The 21,001-nt window shown below is 40.5% G+C and carries 18 protein-coding genes and 2 pseudogenes; 18 read left to right on the top strand and 2 right to left on the bottom strand.

Annotated features, from left to right (window positions below; all coding sequences use genetic code 11):
• The first annotated feature begins 2 nt into the window (after positions 1 to 2).
• From CSV73_RS15175 to CSV73_RS15095, 16 genes are all read left to right on the top strand, one after another.
• Positions 3 to 812: an IclR family transcriptional regulator gene (locus CSV73_RS15175; protein ID WP_232319183.1), complete on the top strand. Its 810-nt coding sequence runs from the start codon at positions 3 to 5 to the stop codon at positions 810 to 812.
• Between the two features lie 274 nt (positions 813 to 1,086).
• Positions 1,087 to 2,001, top strand: a complete 915-nt coding sequence (locus CSV73_RS15170) for a VOC family protein (RefSeq protein WP_085130865.1) — start codon at positions 1,087 to 1,089, stop codon at positions 1,999 to 2,001.
• A gap of 25 nt (positions 2,002 to 2,026) precedes the next feature.
• Positions 2,027 to 2,818: an SDR family oxidoreductase gene (locus tag CSV73_RS15165; protein ID WP_085130864.1), complete on the top strand. Its 792-nt coding sequence runs from the start codon at positions 2,027 to 2,029 to the stop codon at positions 2,816 to 2,818.
• Positions 2,819 to 2,835: 17 nt separating this feature from the next.
• Positions 2,836 to 4,527 (top strand): thiamine pyrophosphate-binding protein, encoded by a 1,692-nt coding sequence (locus CSV73_RS15160; RefSeq protein WP_233191832.1) that lies wholly within the window; start codon positions 2,836 to 2,838, stop codon positions 4,525 to 4,527.
• A gap of 29 nt (positions 4,528 to 4,556) precedes the next feature.
• A complete protein-coding gene (locus CSV73_RS15155; RefSeq protein WP_232319181.1) occupies positions 4,557 to 6,014 on the top strand; it encodes an aldehyde dehydrogenase family protein in 1,458 nt (485 codons plus the stop codon).
• Between the two features lie 12 nt (positions 6,015 to 6,026).
• Entirely contained in the window at positions 6,027 to 6,803 is a 777-nt protein-coding gene (nadX, locus tag CSV73_RS15150) for an aspartate dehydrogenase (RefSeq protein WP_085130862.1), read from the top strand.
• A 19-nt stretch (positions 6,804 to 6,822) separates the two neighbouring features.
• Positions 6,823 to 8,145, top strand: coding sequence for an aromatic ring-hydroxylating oxygenase subunit alpha (locus CSV73_RS15145; RefSeq protein ID WP_099628001.1), 1,323 nt, complete (start codon positions 6,823 to 6,825; stop codon positions 8,143 to 8,145).
• 12 nt (positions 8,146 to 8,157) lie between these two features.
• Positions 8,158 to 8,661: an aromatic-ring-hydroxylating dioxygenase subunit beta gene (locus tag CSV73_RS15140; protein ID WP_085130860.1), complete on the top strand. Its 504-nt coding sequence runs from the start codon at positions 8,158 to 8,160 to the stop codon at positions 8,659 to 8,661.
• Between the two features lie 91 nt (positions 8,662 to 8,752).
• Entirely contained in the window at positions 8,753 to 9,550 is a 798-nt protein-coding gene (gene hcaB, locus CSV73_RS15135; RefSeq protein ID WP_085130859.1) for a 3-(cis-5,6-dihydroxycyclohexa-1,3-dien-1-yl)propanoate dehydrogenase, read from the top strand.
• 298 nt (positions 9,551 to 9,848) lie between these two features.
• Positions 9,849 to 10,028: a VOC family protein gene (locus CSV73_RS15130; protein WP_099628000.1), complete on the top strand. Its 180-nt coding sequence runs from the start codon at positions 9,849 to 9,851 to the stop codon at positions 10,026 to 10,028.
• A gap of 1,048 nt (positions 10,029 to 11,076) precedes the next feature.
• Positions 11,077 to 12,129, top strand: coding sequence for an ABC transporter substrate-binding protein (locus CSV73_RS15120; protein ID WP_085130855.1), 1,053 nt, complete (start codon positions 11,077 to 11,079; stop codon positions 12,127 to 12,129).
• 203 nt (positions 12,130 to 12,332) lie between these two features.
• Positions 12,333 to 13,226, top strand: coding sequence for an ABC transporter ATP-binding protein (locus tag CSV73_RS15115; protein WP_233191578.1), 894 nt, complete (start codon positions 12,333 to 12,335; stop codon positions 13,224 to 13,226).
• A complete protein-coding gene (locus CSV73_RS15110; RefSeq protein WP_085130851.1) occupies positions 13,216 to 13,986 on the top strand; it encodes an ABC transporter permease in 771 nt (256 codons plus the stop codon). The genes CSV73_RS15115 and CSV73_RS15110 overlap by 11 nt, the downstream gene beginning before the upstream one ends.
• 65 nt (positions 13,987 to 14,051) lie before the next feature.
• Complete coding sequence (locus tag CSV73_RS15105; protein WP_085130849.1) at positions 14,052 to 14,798, top strand: ABC transporter permease; 747 nt, start codon at positions 14,052 to 14,054, stop codon at positions 14,796 to 14,798.
• Between the two features lie 114 nt (positions 14,799 to 14,912).
• Positions 14,913 to 16,208 carry an MFS transporter gene (locus CSV73_RS15100; RefSeq protein ID WP_085130847.1) on the top strand — a complete coding sequence of 432 codons (1,296 nt, stop codon included), beginning with the start codon at positions 14,913 to 14,915 and terminating at the stop codon, positions 16,206 to 16,208.
• 502 nt (positions 16,209 to 16,710) lie between these two features.
• Positions 16,711 to 17,241: a cupin domain-containing protein gene (locus CSV73_RS15095; RefSeq protein ID WP_085130845.1), complete on the top strand. Its 531-nt coding sequence runs from the start codon at positions 16,711 to 16,713 to the stop codon at positions 17,239 to 17,241.
• 727 nt (positions 17,242 to 17,968) lie between these two features.
• Here the strand turns inward: CSV73_RS15095 and CSV73_RS15090 are convergent.
• Positions 17,969 to 19,245, bottom strand: a pseudogene (locus CSV73_RS15090) (IS110 family RNA-guided transposase).
• Between the two features lie 316 nt (positions 19,246 to 19,561).
• On the opposite strand from CSV73_RS15090, the gene CSV73_RS15085 reads away from it, so the two are divergent.
• Both CSV73_RS15085 and CSV73_RS15080 read left to right on the top strand, forming a co-directional pair.
• Positions 19,562 to 19,960 carry a hypothetical protein gene (locus CSV73_RS15085; protein WP_099627998.1) on the top strand — a complete coding sequence of 133 codons (399 nt, stop codon included), beginning with the start codon at positions 19,562 to 19,564 and terminating at the stop codon, positions 19,958 to 19,960.
• 39 nt (positions 19,961 to 19,999) lie between these two features.
• Positions 20,000 to 20,449 (top strand): annotated as a pseudogene (locus CSV73_RS15080) (sodium:calcium antiporter); the annotation flags it as partial.
• A 141-nt stretch (positions 20,450 to 20,590) separates the two neighbouring features.
• Here the strand turns inward: CSV73_RS15080 and CSV73_RS15075 are convergent.
• The coding region (locus CSV73_RS15075; protein WP_143560967.1) for a response regulator transcription factor at positions 20,591 to 21,001 on the bottom strand (411 nt) is incomplete at its 5' end.

Raw genomic sequence — 21,001 nt, 5'->3', positions numbered from 1 at the left:
TAGTGGAGATCACAAAAAAGAAATTGGAAAAGCAAAAAAGTGATAATGAAAAATATCTTTCAAATTCCATTTTACGTGGATTGGAAGTTTTAAAGATGTTCAGTGTAGAAAATCAGACTTTGTCCTTGGCAGAAATTGCAAGTAATTTAGGTGTCAGCCGAACAACGCCTTATCGCATCTTGTATACATTGGAAGAGTGCGGTTATATTTATCAAGATAGTCATACGAAGCGCTATGGACTTAGACCGAAAGTACTTGAACTAGGCTACACTTATTTGAACAGTCTCGAACTACCAGAACTAGCGGCGCCTTATTTGGAGAAGTTAAGAGATGAAACGGGCATGTCTTCACATATGGGGATATTGGACGGGAATGACATAGTGTATATCGCCAGGTATCCGGCTAGAAGTGTCGCTACGATTACAATTAACGTCGGATCACATCTGCCTGTCCATGCTACAGCGATGGGGAAATGTCTATTGGCACATTTACCCGAAGAAAATAAAGAAGAGTTGTTGTCAAAGCTGCAAGTATTGCAGATACCCGATGCACCGATAGTGGAAGTCAAAAAATTGCGTGATGAATTACAATCCATTAAAGAAAAAGGCTACGTCTTCCATAAAGGGGAGTTTGAAACAGGAGTTTGGTCTGTCGCTTGCCCGATCTTTGGGAAAGACAATAAAGTGATTGCTGCCATAAACATAGCGATTACACAACATGCGGCCGACGAAGAGCTGATGGAAGAAAAGATTATCCCGGCAGTTTGTCAAGTAGCTAGAGAAATATCCTCATTTATGGTTCTGACTATCTAATCTGTATTACAAAAGAAGTCGCACTCTACTAGGCATATACATCATTTGCGTCTTTCAGCAAATTGTAGCTGTGCCTAGTTACTGACTTTAAGTTAATTTTTGATAAGTCTGAAAACTGTATTGACAAAAATGCACAAGTAAGATAATGTGAATATTAGTATTAGAAACAATGTTTTCTATGCAAAACGAAGGATATTGAAAAAAACCGCTTGAGTAAAAAAATTACTATTCTATGTCATTTAGTAAAGAAAGATTGGAGAGGTGGGGAAACTCAATGCTTGAAATAACACATTTACGCCACATAAGTTTAATAACACCTAACCTGGAAGAACAAATCGAATTTTATAGGGATGTATGGGGATTGGATGTTGTCTCACAAGATGACAATCATGTCTATTTCCGCGGTTCAAGTCCTGAACATCATATCCTTCATCTGCAACGAGGAGAAAGAAGAGGTCTCCATCACATTGCATTTGGAATGGTGGACAAAATAGCAGTAGACAAAGCGGCGGTCTTTCTGAAAGAGAAAGGCGTGGAGATCATCCAACAGCCGGGCTATCTAGATGAAGTGGGGGGCGGTTATGGCCTTCGTTTCGTAGACTATGAAAACCGTTGCTATGAACTTTCAACATGGGTAGACATCCATACAGAACCATGGCAAAGAAAAGTCGATTCGAACCCGCTTTACTTGAACCATATCGTCTTAAACACAACTGATATCCAACGGTCAACGGATTTCTTCACTGAAGTGCTCGGCTTTATGGTTTCAGATTGGAGTGAGGATCAGATGGTGTTCCTGCGGTGCGATAAAAATCACCATGAAATTTCGTTTAACCGGGCTGAACATGCATCGCTCAACCATATCGCCTATGAAGTGGAAGGTGTGGATGAAGTGATGCGTGGAATCGGCAATGTCCGGAAGAAAGGATACAAAGAGATTTGGGGACCGGGAAGACACGGACCAGGCAATAACATCTTCTGTTATTTCCAAGATCCAGGCGGGTTTGTCATGGAGTACACATGTTATGTAGATGTGATTGAAGATAAAAAAACATGGCGCGCGCAAGTTTGGAAGCGAGTACCGCATTTATCGGATAGATGGGGAATTGCAGGACCGCCTTCGCCAGAAACTAGAGTGAAGATGGCGGGAGAGCCGGATCCCGGTTGGGCTTTAGTAAATACGAAGTGATGGAAAAAAGGGGTGGCTGAGTAGTATGGATTTAAATTTAAAAGACAAAGTTGTTGTCGTCATGGGCGGCACGGCGGGTATCGGTTTTGAAACAACGAAGATGCTACTGGAAGAGGGGGCGAAAGTCGCTATTTGCGGACGGAGCCAAGATCGCTTAAACCAAGCAGTCGAAAAGTTGACAAACGATTCAAATCGGGAAAATCTATTCGGCCTAACATGTGATGTTTCCAAGCGTGAAGACGTAGAAGCATTCATTAATGCGACGGGCGAACATTTCAAACGAATTGACGTACTTGTCAATAATGCAGGGCGGAGTATTATGTCACACTTCTTCGACATTACGGATGAGCAATGGCAAGAACAAATCAATCTGAAATATTTTGCAGTCATTTACGCGGTCCAAGCAGTTGTTCCGTTCATGAAAGCACAAGGGGAAGGTCGAATTATCAATATGAATGCGACACTTTCCAAAGAGCCGGAACCACACATGGTTGCAACTGCCGCAACGAGAGCGGGATTGTTGAATATGACGAAAAGTTTGTCGCATGAGTTGGCGAGAGATAATATACTCATCAATACAATTAGCCTTGGGTTGATCAAAACGGACCAATGGGAACGCCGAAGATTGGAACGAGCACCAGATGTGGATCCGGAAGTGTATTATAAAGAGTTGGCGGAAAATAGAAAAATCCCACTGGCTCGGGTCGGTTTACCTGAAGAAGTCGGAAATGTCATTTTGTTTTTAGCGTCAGAACGTGCCAGCTATGTCACAGGTGCAAATATAGAAGTATCGGGTGGGTTAAGTAAAGTTTTATAGGACAAGGGGGACTTGGAGTGGAAAGTACACAATTGCAGTTTACGGTAGCGGATGCAATAGTAAAGGAATTAGTCAATGCGGGTGTTGAAACCGCTTACGGGATTGTGAGTATTCATAATATGCCGATTTACGACGCGATTTTACGTGAAGGAAGTATTGAATTAGTTTGTGCACGTGGAGAGAGTGGCGCAGTGAATATGGCTGACGGACATGCAAGATCGACTGGCAAGCTAGGCGTGGCAATTACAAGTACAGGCACAGGCGCAGGAAATGCAGCAGGTGCTTTGGTGGAAGCCTGGAGTGCCGGTGTTCCCCTATTACATATAACCGGTGAAGTTTCTTCTGAACAGATTGGGACAGGTAGAGGTTATATCCACGAATGTAAAAATCAGCTTCAAATGATGGAGGGAGCTTGTAAAAAAGCTTACCAACTAAAGGTTCCGGAGCAGGCAACTGGGTTTATCCGAAAAGCGATCAAGGAAGCATTTCAAGTACCATCAGGTCCAATAAGTGTTGAAATACCAATTGATTATCAATCAGCCATTATTCCAGATACTCCGATTTACGATGAATTGGCAAATAGTTCTTCAATACAAGAAAAATTCATTGTACCTGAAGCGGTTGTGCAGGCGATGAAAGAAGCGAAGCGACCAGTATTATGGGTCGGAAACGGAGCGATTTTGTCAGGTGCTTCCGAACAAATCAGACAGTTGGCGGAAATGACGGGCGCGCCTGTCATTACGAGCCAATCAGCTAAAGGAATCATTCCGGAGGATCATCCGCAATGTATTGGACATTTTGGGGCTTCTCCAGAAACAAAGCAATTTTTGGCGAATGCTGATGTACTCATTAGTATTGGTGTACGTTTCCGGAGTAATGAAACTGCCGGCTGGTCAGTTGAAGTACCGGAAAATCATATTACAATTGATGCCGATTATTTGGCGGTCAGCCGAAATTATGAAGCGAAGTATGGGTTAGTCGGAGATATTAAAACGGTCGTAGAGAGTCTTGTCACTCTACTAGAAGAAAGCGGTTACACAATGCCGAGCGGTGAATATAGTGAAAATGTGCAAGAATTGCGTGAAACGCTCAGAGCTAAGTTACGCAAAACATTAGGACCTTATGAAAACATTTTGGACAGTATGAGAAACAGACTGGACGAAGAAACAATTTTTGTAAGGGACGTTACCGTTCCAGCGAATGTTTGGGGAAGCCGACTGTTCGAGATTTATAAACCACGCCATTCGATTCATGCCTCGGGAGGCGGAATTGGCCAAGCCTTACCGACAGGAATCGGCGCACAAAAAGCAAACCCTGATAAACGGGTTGTCGTATTAGCAGGGGATGGCGGCTTCATGGTCAATATTGGTGAACTTGCAACAGCAGTCCAAGAGAACCTTTCGATGATCATACTTGTGTTTGACGATAGCGGTTACGGTGTACTTCGAAATATTCAAGACGCAGCATATGGCCGACAAGTCGGTGTCGATTTGGTCAGTCCGGATTTTGTACAGCTGGCACATTCGATGGGGATAGGGTCAACGAGAGTAGGTTCTGCCGATGCATTTGACCAAGCATTGGAGAATGCTACAGGGTCAGATAAGATGACTTTGATTGTCGTCGATATGGAAGCAGTAGGACCGATGGCTAAACCATTCGGGGGGCCCCCGGGTGTCGCTTCGTCATTTCAACCGAAAAGAATAAAATAAGATCGTTCAATGGAAATGAGGGAGACAAATTGGTCTATAAAACGGAAGCAACTTTGCAAATTTCAGGAAAGATATTAGTGAACGGTGAATGGAAAACGTTAAATAGGCACAAAGACGTCATCAATCCTGCCGTCACAAGTGAAGTCGTCGGTTTTATCGGGCTGGCATCCGAAGAAGATGTAGACCGGGCGATTACGGCAGCGGCAGATGCGTATCCAACATGGTCGCAAACATCATTGGATGAACGAATTGAGCGTGTTCACCAAGTATGGGAGCGTGTGAAAGACCGTGTCGATGAATATACGACTTTATTTGTCAGAGAAAATGGTAAAACTCTGCAAGAAGGCAAGTTAGATATTCAAAGATGTGTACAGATTTTAAATGAGTTGCCGGAAAACCTGAAAAACTGGTATGAGCCAAGAGATTTGTCCGGACAGGCCCAACAGGTCGAAATTCGGAGACGTCCAAGAGGTGTGACGGCAATCATCACCCCATGGAATTCCCCGATGATCTTAACGTTCAAGCGGGTCATACCGGCTATTTTGACAGGAAACACAGTCGTTTTCAAACCTGCGACAGATTGTCCATTGACAATTATGGTCTTCATGAAAGAGCTTGCTGACTGTCTACCGCCAGGGGTATTGAACGTTGTGACAGGTTCGGGTGGTCTTATTGGAGATCGAATCGCGAAGGACGAACGGGTCCGGACAATTGCGTTTGTAGGTGGCACAAATACAGGAAAAGTATTGATGGAAAAGTCTTCGTCTACTTTGAAGAAATTGAATATGGAACTGGGCGGTAATGACCCTGCCATTATATTGGCCGATGCCGATTTGAACAAGGAAACAATCCTAAAGTTAAGAAATGGAGTTTTGAAAGGTGCTGGGCAAGTATGTTCTGCCATTAAGCGCATTTATGTCCACGAAACTCGATACGAAGAGTTGTTGGATAAACTAAGCGAAGAATTTAACAAAACAATTGTCGGAAACGGGATCCAACCGGATGTCAAAATGGGCCCATTGAATAATGAATCACAATTTCGTTTCGTGAAAGATTTGATTGACCATGCAGAAAAAGAAGGTGCCAAAGTGCATTATTTTGGTAGAAAACTAAACGAGGATACATGGGAAGACGGATATTTCATGCTTCCGGCCATCGTTACAAATGTGCATCAGGAGAGTGAGATCATGAGAGCGGAGCAATTTGGTCCTGTCATTCCGGTGATGTCGTTCAATGATACCGAGCAAGTAATCAAATATGCGAATGATTCGGAATATGGATTAAGGGCATCCATTTGGACAACTGACATCGAAGCAGCAAAACGGTTGGCTGATCGTATCGAAGCTGGCGCCATATTCTTTAACAATCATACGATTTTCAAAGATTTACGCCTCGATTTTCCAGGAATCAAAGAAAGTGGTCTATCGAGCGTGACAGAATTTGGCGGCTTTGAACATTTCACTGATTCATATGGATTTGCCGAATAAGGAGTTGTCTGAATGAACATAGGTATTATCGGAGCCGGTTCCATTGCGACATTCATCATAAAAGAAATACAGCAAATGCAGTTGGACGGATTGAAAGTGAAGAGCTTATTTGTCCGCAACTTAAAAAAATATGAACAGCTAGCTGCTGATTATGGAGTCCAGTTGTTCAATGATATCGATCAATTTCTCGAATCCGATATAGACATCGTAGTGGAAGCAGCCAACGTAGCAACGGCTCATCAGCACGTTCCAAAGGTGCTTGAGAAAAAAGAAGTGATCATCATTAGTATCGGAGCACTAGCTGATGAGGCATTTTTAGAAGAAGTTAAATTATTAGGAAAAAAACACAAACATTCAATTTATTTACCATCCGGTGCAATAGGAGGAATAGATGCAATCCAAAATGCAAATGGATTAGGAGAATTGAAAAGGGTTTCATTAACAACGAGGAAACCGGCGCATTCATTTGGAGAGGACATCGTAGGGGAAAAAGTGATTTTCCAAGGATCAGCTGCAGAAGCGATTGAAAAATTCCCTAAAAATATCAATGTTTCGATTGTATTATCACTCGCTGGGATCGGAGTGGAAAATACGAAAGTTGAAATTATTGCCGATTCGACAGTGACGAAAAATCATCATCAAATTCAAGCGGAAGGTACTTTTGGGTCTATGACGTTTCAAATTGAAAACGAGCCGATGCGTACGAACCCTAACACGAGTATGTTAGCCGCTTTAAGTGTGCTAGGTACATTGAAAAAGTTGCAATCTACTATAAAGATCGGCTTATAAAAATAAGGAGGTCGTTTGTATGACTACTACGAGTACTAAACAAGTTCCGCGGCTAGACGAAATGACAAGAAGTGAATTGATTCAATACTTAAAAGATACAGTTAAGCCAGAAGAAGGCTTGATTCCATCTTATATTTTCTCACATCCAAAAGTTTATGAGCTTGAGATGGAGAAAATTTTCTTAAAGGACTGGCTATTTGTCGCCCATAAGTCGGAAATACCGAACATAGGAGATTTTGTGACACGGGAAATGGGCGGACAGAGCGTCATCGTCACACATGGTGCAGATGGTGAAATTCATGTGTTGCTAAATGTTTGTACACATCGCGGTATGAAACTTTGCCGAATGGATAATGGAAATCAAAAAAACTTTACGTGTCCTTACCATGGGTTCAACTTTAAAAACACTGGTGACTTGATCGGGATTCCGTTCCAGAAAGTCGTTTACGGTGAAACGATGGATAAAAGTAAAATGGGCTTGAAGGAAATTCGTCATGATGTCTATGCAGACTTGATTTTTGCAACGCTTAATTCTGAAGCTGTTTCCCTCGAAGAATTTTTAGGAGATATTAAATGGTATCTCGACCTGGCATTTAACCGTGCAGAAATGGAGGTTGTAGGTCTTCCACAAAAATGGAATGTAGATGGAACTTGGAAACTGGGATCAGACAATACAATTTCTGACTCTTACCATACATTGGTTTCTCACGGATCGATTGCAAAATTAGGCCTTGTTCCGACAGGGGACTATTCAAAATATGGTTACCAGATTTATACGGGGAACGGGCATGGATTGAATTTAGGCATGCCGAACCCTGACGGTTTTGCCTTTCCTGAAAGCTTAATTGATGAATATAAAGAACGACTCAATGAAGATCAATACGACATTTTGAAGCAGATGAAGAATATGATTGTTTGTGTCTCTCCGAATATTATGATTCTCATTTCTTCGATGGATTTAAAAGGCCAGAAAATCTCTCATACATCCCTTCGTATCTGGAAGCCGACGGGACCAGACTCCATGGAGATATCATCTTGGATGCTTGTTGAAAAAAATGCAACAGAAGAATGGAAGAGATTATCAGAACAAGCTTTTACACTAACGTTCGGAGCTTCTGGAATTTTCGAACAAGACGATACAGAAAATTTTACAGATATCACACAAAACAGTAAAAGTCCATATCATTTACATGAGAACATTGTCTTTAACTACACGATGGGTATGCATCAAGAGCCAGTAGAAGACTTCGTTGGACCTGGTATTGTTTATAAAGATAAATTTAATGAAGCGAACTCCAGAGCATTTTTCAGAAACTGGCTTGATCAAATAACGGCTGAATAAGAGGTGAATGGGATGCATGAGGATATTATATTGCAACATGAAATTGAGCAATGGCTTTATAAAGAATCAGAGCTTTTGGATCAATTGAATTTTGATGGTTGGTATGAACTGTTGTCTGAGGAAATCAGTTATACAATGCCTTTAAGAATCAATCAAATGGAAAAGTCAAAACCTGATTACTCAGAAGCTACCTTACTATTCGACGATGATTCGACAACTTTGAAACTTCGAATCGATCGTATGAAAACAGATATGGCGTGGGCTGAATTGCCACCATCACGTACAAGAAGGAATGTTTCGAATGTGAAGATCAAAGAAGTGTCGGAAAATGAAGTAGCTGTCCATAGTAATTTGCTGTTGTATAGAAGTAGAAGTACAGATACGACTGCTGACTTAATCTCGGGAGAGCGTAAAGACGTACTCCGCAAAGAAAATGGTGATTGGAAGTTAGTATCACGCTGGTTCTTAGCAGATCAGACGTCTTTAGGAACAAGAAACTTGGCGATTTTTGTTTAATAGTCATTCAATATGTAGCTACCCGTTAAAATTAGGGTAGCTACAGTTGTTATAAAAAGGATTAACTTTATAGTGGGGAAGTGTAAAAGTGATGGAATCATTGGATGGAAAAGTTGCAATTGTGACAGGTGGAACGAACGGCATTGGGGAAGCAGTCGCAAGGGAGTATATACATCAAGGTGCTAAAGTTTGTATTTTGGGAAGGTCAGAAGAGAAGCTGAATGCGTTACAAGAAGAATTTAAAGACAATATTTTAACAGTGAAAGGCGACGTAACAAAATATTCAAGCCATCAAGAAGTTGTCCGAAAAACGGTGGAGAAGTTTGGAAAACTGGATATATTAGTTTCCAATGCAGGCGTATTCGATGGCTTTGTCACATTGGAGCGACTGCCAGAAGAGCATCTGGATGAAGCGTTTTCAACTATTTTCGATATAAATGTAAAAGGGGGCTTATTGGCGGCAAAAGCTGCTGCTGAAGAGCTGAAGAAAACGAAAGGGAATATCATCTTCACTGTTTCCAATTCCGGGTTTTATCCGAATGGCGGAGGCCCTATTTACACGGCAAGTAAGCATGCGATTGTAGGGCTTATCCGAGAGTTGGCTTATGAGTTGGCTCCTGAGATTAGAGTAAATGGCGTGTCACCTGGTGGAACGGTCACGGAAATCACTGCGATCCCATGCCTGCAAGATAGCGTAAAACAGATAGATAAGGAAACGAGAAAGAAAAATATTGCAAGTAGAAATCCACTGCAAATTGCTCAGGAAGCAAGTGATCACAACGGCGCCTATGTCCTATTGGCATCTGATAACGCTAAGGCGATAACAGGAACCATCATAGAGAGTGACGGAGGGCTTGGTGTGAGAGGGATGCCTGGTACGACTTTCTGATAATAGGTCGTTCTAAGGCGAAATTGATTACTGAGATATGGTGCAGTCTTGATAAAAGAATGCTCGGAACAATTCAATAGAACAAATCGATTTCATCGTAAAGGATATAGATCAAGCCATATCATCATTCAGCAAGTTGCTTGGCTTTATGGAACCGGAATATTTTTTGGCAGGTGCCCATGACCAATCGCAAGTGTTTCATAAAGGAGTCACCTCAGATACGCAGAGTAAGTTTGTACTCATTGACACACTGTAAATCCAAATCGAACTGATGGAAGTGAATGATGAACCAAACACGATGAAAGATTATTTGGTGGGATACGGAGAAGGGATTCATCACCTTGCTTTTGTTGTAGACAAAATTGCTCCTTGTCTCGAAACTTTTGCTACAAGAGTTTATCCGTTGCTACATTCAGGTAAATTCACATCTGTAAACAAAGGGCGTTATGCCTATTTAGATACAGAAGCTTCGTTGTAAACTGTATTCGAATTGCTTGAAAGAGAAACGCCCCAGCCTAAAAAAGTGGGGATGATATTGCCGAGCTACTGTTTGGCTCACGGACTATCACACAAATCGCATTCATAGTGGAAGACATCAATGCGTCTGCTGCCCGCTTAGGGGACTTGCCAATCTTGAAGATTCCCCCAAAAATCGAGTCGGGGGTTGCGGAGTGACTCAAGTAGCATATAAAAGAGAAGCAAAAGAGGCTGACGTAGGATTCATTTTTTTGAAACACCAACAATCAAGGTGAAGCTCATTCAACCAGGAAAAAGCCTGGGTGTTTGGAAGGGGCATTTGGAGAAATATGGGGAAGGAATTCACCATATTTCTTTGGAGCTGGACAATTTGGAAGAAAGGTTACCTGACTTTCGAGAATAGGACTATGACGTCATCCAACAACGCAAGTATTGGAATGGGCAATATGCATATTTGGACACCACAGAAGAGTTTAAAGTAGTGTTAAAATTATTTGCAGGTCAATCTCATTAAATTCAAAGACAGATGGTTTTGGAACCATAATTTGTCTACATGCAGTCAAATTTAAAAAGACTACATTTCGATTAGGAACGAAATGTAGTCTTTTTCTTATGATTGATTATCCCTATCCATGCACTTTAAGTTGGGAAGGACTACAGGGTTTATTACAAAAATTGCAATATATACTTTCTAAAAGCCGAAATAATATTTTATTCTCAATATCGACTCGCTGTCAGATATACAATGCGTTAATTATAGTGGAAGGCATAGTAAGAAGTCAGTACGATGAACCTACGATCAAGATTCTTTTTTTATTTAAATGACTGCATAAACCGGTCTGCTAATAGACGATTCTTCACATAAAGTGTTATAAGAAAACTATATTAATATCTTATTTTATCTTATTGACATTAAATTCAGAAGAGTGTAAAATTTAATTATAGGATTTACAAAAACATGTTTTGCATATAAAACATATAAAAAATCCTGTTTTGTCATTATTCATTCAGGTTTAATGAAAGCGGTTACAATAGGGGGGCGGAATTTTGTGGGAGAAATACAACAGAAAATTGGAGGAACGAAAATGAAGAAAATGATTGCAGGTTTTGTCTTCGTATTGATGATCGGACTATTGGCTGCATGTGGTTCTGCTGATCAACAAATTGGTAAAGCTTCAGCTGAAGGAGAAAAAGGGAATGGACCGGTTGAAATTAAATTAGGCGTCGGCTATGCAACAGAAGAAAACTTATGGCTAATTAAAGTGGCATCCGATCTGGCGCCGAATTATGGAGAGAAATATACATTAGACCTTCAGCAATTTAGGGCGAATACTGATCGATTGAATGCTTATCGAGCTGGGCAAATTCAAGGGGGATCAATTGGACAAGGGGCAGCGATTATGTCGGCAGCTCAAGGGATCAATTTGAAAATTGTTGCAAACATAGCTAAAGAAACACCTGGGGAAGGATTCAACTCGGCATTCATGGGGCTGAAAGATGCTGGCCTTGAATCAGCGGCCGACTTAAAAGGCAAAACAATTGGTATCCCTGATTTCAAATCACCTACTGATATGTGGGCACGTTCGGCTGTGAAAGCAGCAGGGTTAGATCCTGATAAAGATGTAAAGTATGCGGTGCTTCCAACTCCGGCAGTGGAAGAAGCGGTGAAAAGTGGGAAGATAGATGTCGGTTTATTTCCACAACCTTTCTATGAAATGGCACAAGAAGCCGGTGAATTAAAAACAGTGTTCACTTCCAAAGATGGTGTTCCGATAGACGAAGATTTCCTGAATCTCTTTTTACATCCCGACTTTATTGCAGAGCATGAAGAGGCGGTTCGTGCACTCGTGGAAGACTTACAATATATGACAAGGTACTATGTGGAGAACAAAAAAGAGGCTCGTCAAAAGTTGCTGGATGCTGAATTTGTTCTTTCTGAACCGGAAATTTATCTCAATCTAGTCGATTATAACCGTTCGATCGATAGTTCACTTACGAAAGAAAGCTGGGAGCTTGTCCAAGAAATTTTGCTGGAAGACGAATGGATTGAACAGAAAGTTGACTTAGATGAATTGATTGATGACTCATTCTTAGCCAAATAACTTGGCCAATCAGGGGTGGGGTGAATGACAAAAGTATTTAAATTTAGAGGGAGTCCGAAATAGACTCTCTACAAATTTAGTAAAGGGAAGCTACAATGCTGGCCGGTAGCCATTGTCACAAAGGTGCGACGGTTTTAGGTTAACTATGTCACTTACTTAAGACACAAGTAGACCGAAGTATAATTGTTTAGGATGGTCTGTATTTGAAAAAGTTCAATGTTGGATTTCTATCGGAGGTGGCGAAAATGAGTTTTGGATCCGTAATGACAAGAGTTGTTCCCGTAAATAAGGTAGAGCCAAAAGAGAGTGCGATTAAAATATCTAACTTGCGTAAGGTCTTTGAACGTAAAGGTGAAGAGATTGAAGCAATCAAAGGGATTGATTTAGATATAAAAGAAGGCGAGTTCGTAAGTGTTGTCGGCCCGAGTGGTTGTGGGAAGAGTACATTCCTTCATATTGTTGGCGGCTTTATTGAACGGACATCAGGGGTGGTAAGTGTCCGAGGAGAAGAAGTTGGCAAACCTGCTCCGGACAGGGGAATGATGTTCCAAGAGTCGACCCTATTCCCTTGGCGCAAAGTTTACGACAATGTGGCATGGGGGTTGGAAGCACAAAAGTTTCCCAAAGCTGATATCAAAGAGCGGGTGGAATACTTCTTAAAACTTGTCGGACTTTGGGAATTCAAAGACAATCTGCCTTCCGAGTTATCGGGAGGCATGAAGCAGAGAGTATCTCTTGCTAGAGTGCTTGCTTTTGACCCTAAAGTGCTGCTTATGGATGAACCATTCGGTGCACTTGATTCCCAAACTAGAGAGACGATGCAAGTGGAACTTCAAAGGATCTGGTCGGAATCGAAAAAAAGCGTGATATTCGTTACACATGATATTGAAGAAGCGGTTTATTTAAGTGATTACGTCGTTGTTTTGACGAAACGTCCCTCGGTAGTTAAGGAAATCTTGAAAATTGAATTACCAAGACCCCGTGATGTATCGATTCGAAAGTCTTATGATTTTATTGATTACCGGAATCATATTTGGGATCTTTTGCATGAGGAGGAAAATGTGAAAAGTATAGGAGGTCAATCCAATGCCGAGTAGCTTTAAGAAAAGTCGCTTTATAGTTATTTCTTTGGTGGAGCTTCTCCTTTTCTTATCGTTATGGCAACTACTGTCAATGACGGATTGGTTTCCTACCTATGTCTCCAGCCCGGCAGTTGTTCTTGGGATTATTAGTGAATTTTTTATGACAGGTGAAGTATTTCCACACATAGGAATCAGTTTATATCGATCGATTGTCGGGTTTTTGCTGGTTGTTTTATTCGGAACAGGGTTGGGAATCTTAGCAGGATTTTTCCAACCGATTGGAAGGTTTTTTGATCCGGTCGTATCTTTTTTCAATCCGATTCCTAAAATTGCTTTACTTCCTGTGTTTTTAGTTTGGTTCGGTGTGACAGATACGACAAGGATTCTGATTATTTTCACGAGTGCTTTTTTCCCTTGTTTTATTGCAACATTGGATGGTGTTCGAGGAATTAATAAACTTTATCTATGGTCAGCGGAAAATATGGGAGCTTCTAAGTTCAAAATGTTGTACCGTGTTGTACTTCCAGCGGCCCTCCCTAAAATATTTGACGGTTGGCGTGTTGCTCTTGCGTTAACTTTTGTCATGATGTTTTCATCGGAAATGATTGGCTCATCAACTGGTAAAGGCTTAGGATTTATGATTCTGAATGCTGATGCATATGGCCGTACGGATATTGTTCTTGCTGCAGTCATAGTTATCGCAGCGTTAGGTTTTCTTTTCGATCGATTGTTAATCGGTCTGAGGGGGAGGGTCTTATGGTGGCAAAATCGATAGTAGATCGATTGTTGTCACGAAATCTTGTAGCGCTATAGACACCAGGACATAGAGGGAGGACGCATATGAAAGCGATAAAAAAATTTATTGTGAAATATTTAGCGTTAATACTAATAGCTCTATTGTGGCAAGGGTTCGTGTTGGCAGAACTTTTTCCAAGACAGTTATTCCCTGGTCTTGGAGAAATTCTATTGGTATTTGTTGAGCTGCTTGCCACAAGCGATCTATGGACAAATATGGGAGTTACAATTTATCGGATCTTGGTAGGTTTCTTACTTGCAGCAATCGTTGGAATTCCAATTGGGATTCAAATGAGCCGGTCATCATTTATTGATGACCTTATGCAACCAATTTTCACGGCAGGTTATCCTATACCAAGAGTGGCTTTATACCCTATATTTGTACTCCTATTCGGGTTAGGTTCTGGTTCTAAAATATTTACCATTTTTCTCGAGTGCATTTTCCCTATAGTAGTGAGTACATACTACGGTGCGAAAAGTGTAAATCATTTGTACGTTTGGTCTGGTCAGAATATGGGGGCGACCGATCGAAAGCTGTTTTGGAAAGTGTTTTTGCCAGGAACGATGCCATCAATTTTCACAGGTTTCCGAATTGCGCTCCCAATAGGGGTGGTTATTGCTGTACTGACAGAAATGATCAGTTCAAATAATGGAATTGGATATTTTCTCGTTTATTTATCGGCCACCTTATCCCAAAGCAAAGTGTTGGCAGTCGTAATTTTTATATCACTCTTTGGTTATGGGTTAGATCGCTTACTACTATATGTAAGAAATCGATATGTTTACTGGTAAGAGATAGGTATTTTAGATAATTAACTAAAATTAAATTCAATAAAGTGAATCGTATACAAGTTTAGGGTCTCCAATTGTGAAATTCCTTAATAAGATAGTATGGGAGGAACGAAAATGAATATCAAAAACAACAAACGATGGTTATATATAGCGACGCCTATTTTCTTTCTATGGTTTTTCGGACAAATTGACAAGTTAGGAATTTCCATTGTCCAGACTGATCCACAGTTTCTAAGTGATCTTGGAATGACAGGAGCCAATGCGAATGCGAAGATTGGCTTCTTAACCTTTATCTTCATGGTAGCGTATGCAATCTCCAACTTTTTCTGGGGATTCTTCATTGATAAGTTCGGAGCCCGCAAAACAGCAATCATTGGAGTTTCGATTTGGACAGTGACAATGCTGCTAGGCGGATTTGCCACCACTTATGAAATGTTCATGGTGACACGGATTGTCTTAGGAATCGGGGAAGGGATGATGATCCCGGTCTGTGGGAAATTCATCGCTACTTGGTTCAACAAAAACGAATTGGGCCGCGCGCAGTCTTCCTGGATTTCGGGTAACTATGCAGGACCTGCCATCGGTGCAGTTTTCATTTCATTGATCATTGCCACGCTCAGTTGGCATGCGACGTTCTTTATATTGGCTGGGTTGAATTTACTTCTTGTATTGCCGATGTTGATTTTCTTAACTAGAAATGAACCGGAAAGCCATCCGGGCGTCAGCAAAGAAGAATTGTCGTACATAAGACAAGATGATACTCCGGTTACTGAAGAAAAGAAGAAAAGTTACGTTCAAGATTCCCGTTACTGGATTGTTTGGTTCGGTATGGTGATCACTTCTTTCTTATTTTTCGGCATTAGTATTTGGCTGCCAACGTACTTGATGCAAGCCAGGAATTTTGATGTAGATGCTATGACTGGGATCACATCCTTATCTTGGTTGTTTGCACTTGGCTTCGTTCTGATCTGTGGTTATTTAGCAGATAAAACGAAGCGCCCTAGTTTAATAGCAACGATCTTGTTTGCTTCCTGTGCAATCTTGTTGACGGTTTCCACACAAGTCTCGGTCGCCATCATATCCGCTTTGGCATTAGGACTTGCAATGGGAACATTGGGAGGAATCTTTCATTTAAGTAACTTATTTATCGTACAATTTTCAACGCCAGAAACTGCTGGTCGTGCAGCGGGGCTCATGGGTTTCACGAACATATTCGGCGGATTTTCTAGTTATGTGATGGGATGGATGCGCGATATTAACGGAGGAGACTTCGGTCCGTCGCTTATCATGTTGATTGCTATCACCGCTTTGGGGTTCATCGCTTACTTGTTTACGCTTAAAACAGAAAACAAAGAAGTTCAGGAGGCTAAGAAAAAGATTCAAAATCAATCAGAAATGCAGGCGATTTGATCATTGCTTAGCTATTTTTTAGTCTCCTGATTTGGCTTTTATGAAGTGGTTTTGAATTTGGTGGTCAAACTAAGTAGGTAATGGTAGTATGCAAAAATATTAATCGCTACTACCATTCCATGGAAAGCGGTTGTATAGAAATAATATACTCCCCAGATTTTAATAATTATAATGAATTGCTACTCCCACCAATAGCTTTTTTCATTTACAGGATTCTAATTCATAATATAACCATATTTTTTTAACATCACGGTAAACCCTAATTATAAGCTGAAGACCTTATTTGTAAGGGGTGTTTTCATTAATATGGATTCTCTGGGAATAACTAAGTTTATTTAATAAATAGTTTTCTGGGAATTTAAACATTTTATGTATTCATGAATCTATAGAGTCTAATCCGTATAGTGACTCTAATTTCTATAGATATCTTATAATTACGCAATTTAATATACCTAGACCAGTCCGAATTTTCATATAAAACTAAATTAGGGAGGTTTCACCTATGGCAGATGAAAAGTTTTCAATTGAAGAATTCGAAAAAAAGTATGTAGCTAAATTGGATGACAGGTCTTTGGATTGGAATGTATTAAAATTTCAAGAGGAGATAAACCCAAAATACAGGAGAGCACAAATGAGGTATATAGGTCGTGGTGCAACTGCAAATAATGATTCCAATATTATTACTGGAGAGAATTTCACTCTCAGTACAATGGTATTACCCGCTGGTTGCATAGGTCCATTACATTTACATGATGATGTAGAAGAAGTATTTTTTGTCTTAAAAGGTAATGTTACTGCATTAATTCAAGAGAATAGTGAAGGTGAAGTACATGAAATTAAATTAAATGCCCGGGATTGTATTAGTAGTCCTCCTGGTATATATAGGGGCATTAGAAATGATGGGGATGATGAAGCTCTTATGTTAGTAATGCTAGGTGCAATTAAGCCCAATTTACCTACCTATCCTATTGGAAGTGAGCTAGAAGAGCTTAGAAAGTCTAGAGCTAAAGATCGAGAAGCAATTATTAAATAAAAGTAATATAGTAGACTGACATAGCGATTTGAGACATCTATAAAACACCTTAATTAGGCTGCTGCGACACCATAACCGGTGTCAGGTAGCCTAATTTTTCTTGGATTCGTTATTTATTAAAATAATTCAAGTAAGCGATTACTCGTACAACTACATCTTGAATTTGTAGTGAGTTAAATTTAACGTATTGAAATTCCTCAGACTTTAGACTTGAATGAAATGATTCAATCATCGCATTGTCTCAACAGTTTTCTCGACGTGACATGCTGCTGATCAGATCATGATCCTTGATACAGAATTGGTACGCGTATGATGTGTACACACTTCCTTGATCCGAATGTACAATCACTCCCTCTATAAATGTTGATGTATCAACGGTTTAAGCCGTTGTAAAGGTGCCGAAAAAATGTTTTTTACACGCTGATAAACAATAATAATTAGATATTTGAGTATTCAAACGTCCATGGGTGCGCTACGCTGTCATCGCTGGATAATATTGGTTGCGATGATGATGCTATATACGATGCACTTTGAATCTCCGTATTGCTTATGATGACGTACCCTCCCATGTCTCTTGGCGTCAAAAGCGCCTACATACCTTCGTTCGGTCTAGTCATAAGGCGGAGGCTGGCTAAGCTCCTTTGGGGACTCATTGGTCGTATGGATAATATAATGCCAGCTTCTCCGTGTCATCCAATTTTCTAGTCATTCCCTCAGAATGTCGTGCTTAAGCAGCTCTATCGAGCGTGGGAATGTCCCTCATCATTTGCTCAGCGTCAAACACCATGTGCTTCGTACAGATTGCGTGCAGTACCTTCAGTAGTTTTCCGCAGAGAACCACGATGGACTGTTTCTTGCGTAATGGATTTACTTGTCTGGTTGTGTAATACTCGTGCAGTTGTTTAAATGCCTGGTTATGACGCACCATTGGCATCATGACACGGAAGAGCAGTGCACGCAGCTGGCTTCTTCCTCTTTTAGAAATTCGTTTCTGTCCCTTGTGCTTTCCGGATGAATTCTCCCCCAATGTCAATCCCGCCAGTTTCAGTAATTGACGTGGATGATTGTAATGGACAAAACTGTCGATTTCTGATAGTAAATCAATAATGGTTGCGTCTCCAAGTCCTGGGACTGTTTGGAGATATTTGTACTCAACTGTAGCCTGAATAAACGCTGTCAGCTGTTCTTGAAGTGATGCCAGCTCCTTCTCAAGTTGGCGATAACGCTGGACAAGTGTGGCAATTTCATTACGGGCCATCTGTTGTCCTTCTATTACACCTATAGAAGTACGCGCATTTACAATGAGCTTTTTCGTCTTTGGCAGTTGGGAAGATTTCATCCCCTTAACCGTCCGTTAGGTTGCCAGTAGTTCTGACGGTTCCTGATTCGCTATCTCACACGGGAATGGGGTACATTCCAAATCGGCAAGCACCATTTTCCAAAGGACGGAAATACTGTTTGGAATTCAGGAAAATACCGATCAGTCCATCGGATCATCTTGTTTTTAATCGTGTTCAATTCTTCAGTAAGGTTGCCTATCAGTGTCGAACCGACACGTAATTCAGCCTCTATTTCTCTTAATCTCCGTGGATAGTTGTAACGACCATCTTTCATTAGACGCGCGATGATAAGGGCATCCTTAGCGTCGTTCTTCGTCTGAAGATTATCGTCAAGTTCCTTGGATTTCTTTACATGCATGGGATTACATACGACGAGGGGGATGCCCCGATCGTCGAGAAAGTAAGCCGAATTGAGCCAATAGTGACCGGTAGGCTCGATGCCAATGATGACATCGCTTTAACCGAATTGTTTCTTAGCGTCTAGAATACATTCATAGAAGTATTAGAATCCTTGATTGGATTGATGTACAGGGAACGATTTCTTCAGGATCAGTCCACGCTCATCCACCATACAGGCGTAATGTGTTCGTTTGGCAATGTCGATTTCGATGACTAGCGTTTTATCTGTAACTTGATTAATCTTAGCATTTTGCGTAAAATTCATTGTGAGCCCTCCTTGGTATTTAAATTAGGGGTCAATTCGTGCAGATTTGACACCCCGCATCATACCAAGAGGGCTCTTTGTGTTCAAGTCCCCGAAAAAGCTTCTAACAGGAATGCTCCTTTATACACCTTTGAGAATTGTCAGTATTTTTTATTGTTGAAGAAATTAAAACTATAACTTAAACAAATTTCATTTACCTTAACTAGACATCCTATATAAACGTATATCTATTTAACTAATTATTTGTAAATAGGAAAATTTACTGAATCCTATTTTGCTGTTAACTCGTATAGTAAACAAATAGGAGATACTTTAAATGAAAAGGAGACATACGTTCTTAATTGTATTACTAGTGCTGCATATTACTGTACTATTGGCTTATGACTTTTTTTCAAACTTTAATGAATTGTTTTACATTCCCAAACTACTATTCATAGGGCTTATTTTGCTTATTTTACTTGGAGGTTTTTTTGAGAATCGTTATCTTAAAAATGAATCTCTAAAATATGGTTACTTATTTCAAATTGCATTTACATCTTATTTGTTGACTGTTCTTATTGTATTTACTCTATTAGGTGGTGTTTCGCAAGTAGGTATATCATTATCTAGCCCTGTTGTTTGGATCTTGTTAATCATAACTTTTTATGACATTAGAAAAGAATATAAAGAATATAAAGATTTACAGATTAGCGAAACAAATATAAAAAATTCTTAACAAAAAAGAAGTCCTGACGACATTCAGGCCACTGATAATGTGAAGTGGGGGAAGAATATCCTCATTACACTAGTTGGGTTGGCGGCAATTATTTTCGGAGGAGATTTGGTTGTCGATAAGGCTACGACAATCGCTTATTCTCTAGGCATGAGTGAAACATTGGTTGGTCTCACGATCATCGCCATCGGTACCTCTTTACCTGAACTGGTTACCTCAATTTCAGCAGCCTTGAAAAAAGAAAGTGAAATCGCTTTGGGAAATATCGTAGGGAGCAATATTTTCAACATCCTGTTCGTTCTCGGGGCTTCTTCTGTCATTACGCCGATCGCCGTGAACGATAAAGTATTCATTGACGTGATCATTATGCTTGTATTGACATTAGTATTGTTGTTATTCGCTAGAACTGGCTTCAAAATTGGTAAGCGTGAAGGTTTGATGCTAGCTGTGGCATACGTCGTCTACTTAGTGTATGTTATTTTACGTAATTAGGAAAAACACTTCGGTGTGTCCTCGGCACAGATCACTAAGAAAAGGCTACTTTCCATTCGTGGAAAGTAGCCTTTTCTATCTTTATGGCACGATGTGTAGCGTGAATATGGTGATCGATAATTATAAATTGGAAAGTTCTTGTTATCTCCACTTATATCCGATCCCCCAAACCGTCACCAAAATCTGTTCTATAGGAAAATGAGATTTCCTCAACTTATCCCGTAGATTTCGAATATGGGAATCGACTGTCCGGACTTCTGTATACGTGTCATATTCCCAAGCCACTTGAAGCAAGTCTTCCCGTGTGAATGTGCGATTTGGCCGGTTCATCATCGCTTCTATAATATAGAATTCCTTTAACGTAAGTCGAACTTCATGCGTGTCATAGAGGATGGAATAGGACTCCAAGTCAAGCGTAAATGGGCCTTCTTGAATGGTCTTTGGTTGATTTTCTTCTTCTGTACGTCGTAATGCCACACGTACTCTTGCTGTGAGTTCGCGTTCGTCAAATGGTTTCGTAATATAATCATCCGCACCTTGGTCGAGTCCTTT

The sequence above is a fragment of the Sporosarcina sp. P1 genome (assembly GCF_002743155.1).
Lineage (GTDB): Bacteria > Bacillota > Bacilli > Bacillales_A > Planococcaceae > Sporosarcina > Sporosarcina ureae_B.
Note: the sequence above shows the minus strand (reverse complement) of the source record. Positions and strands in the feature narration are given on the sequence as shown.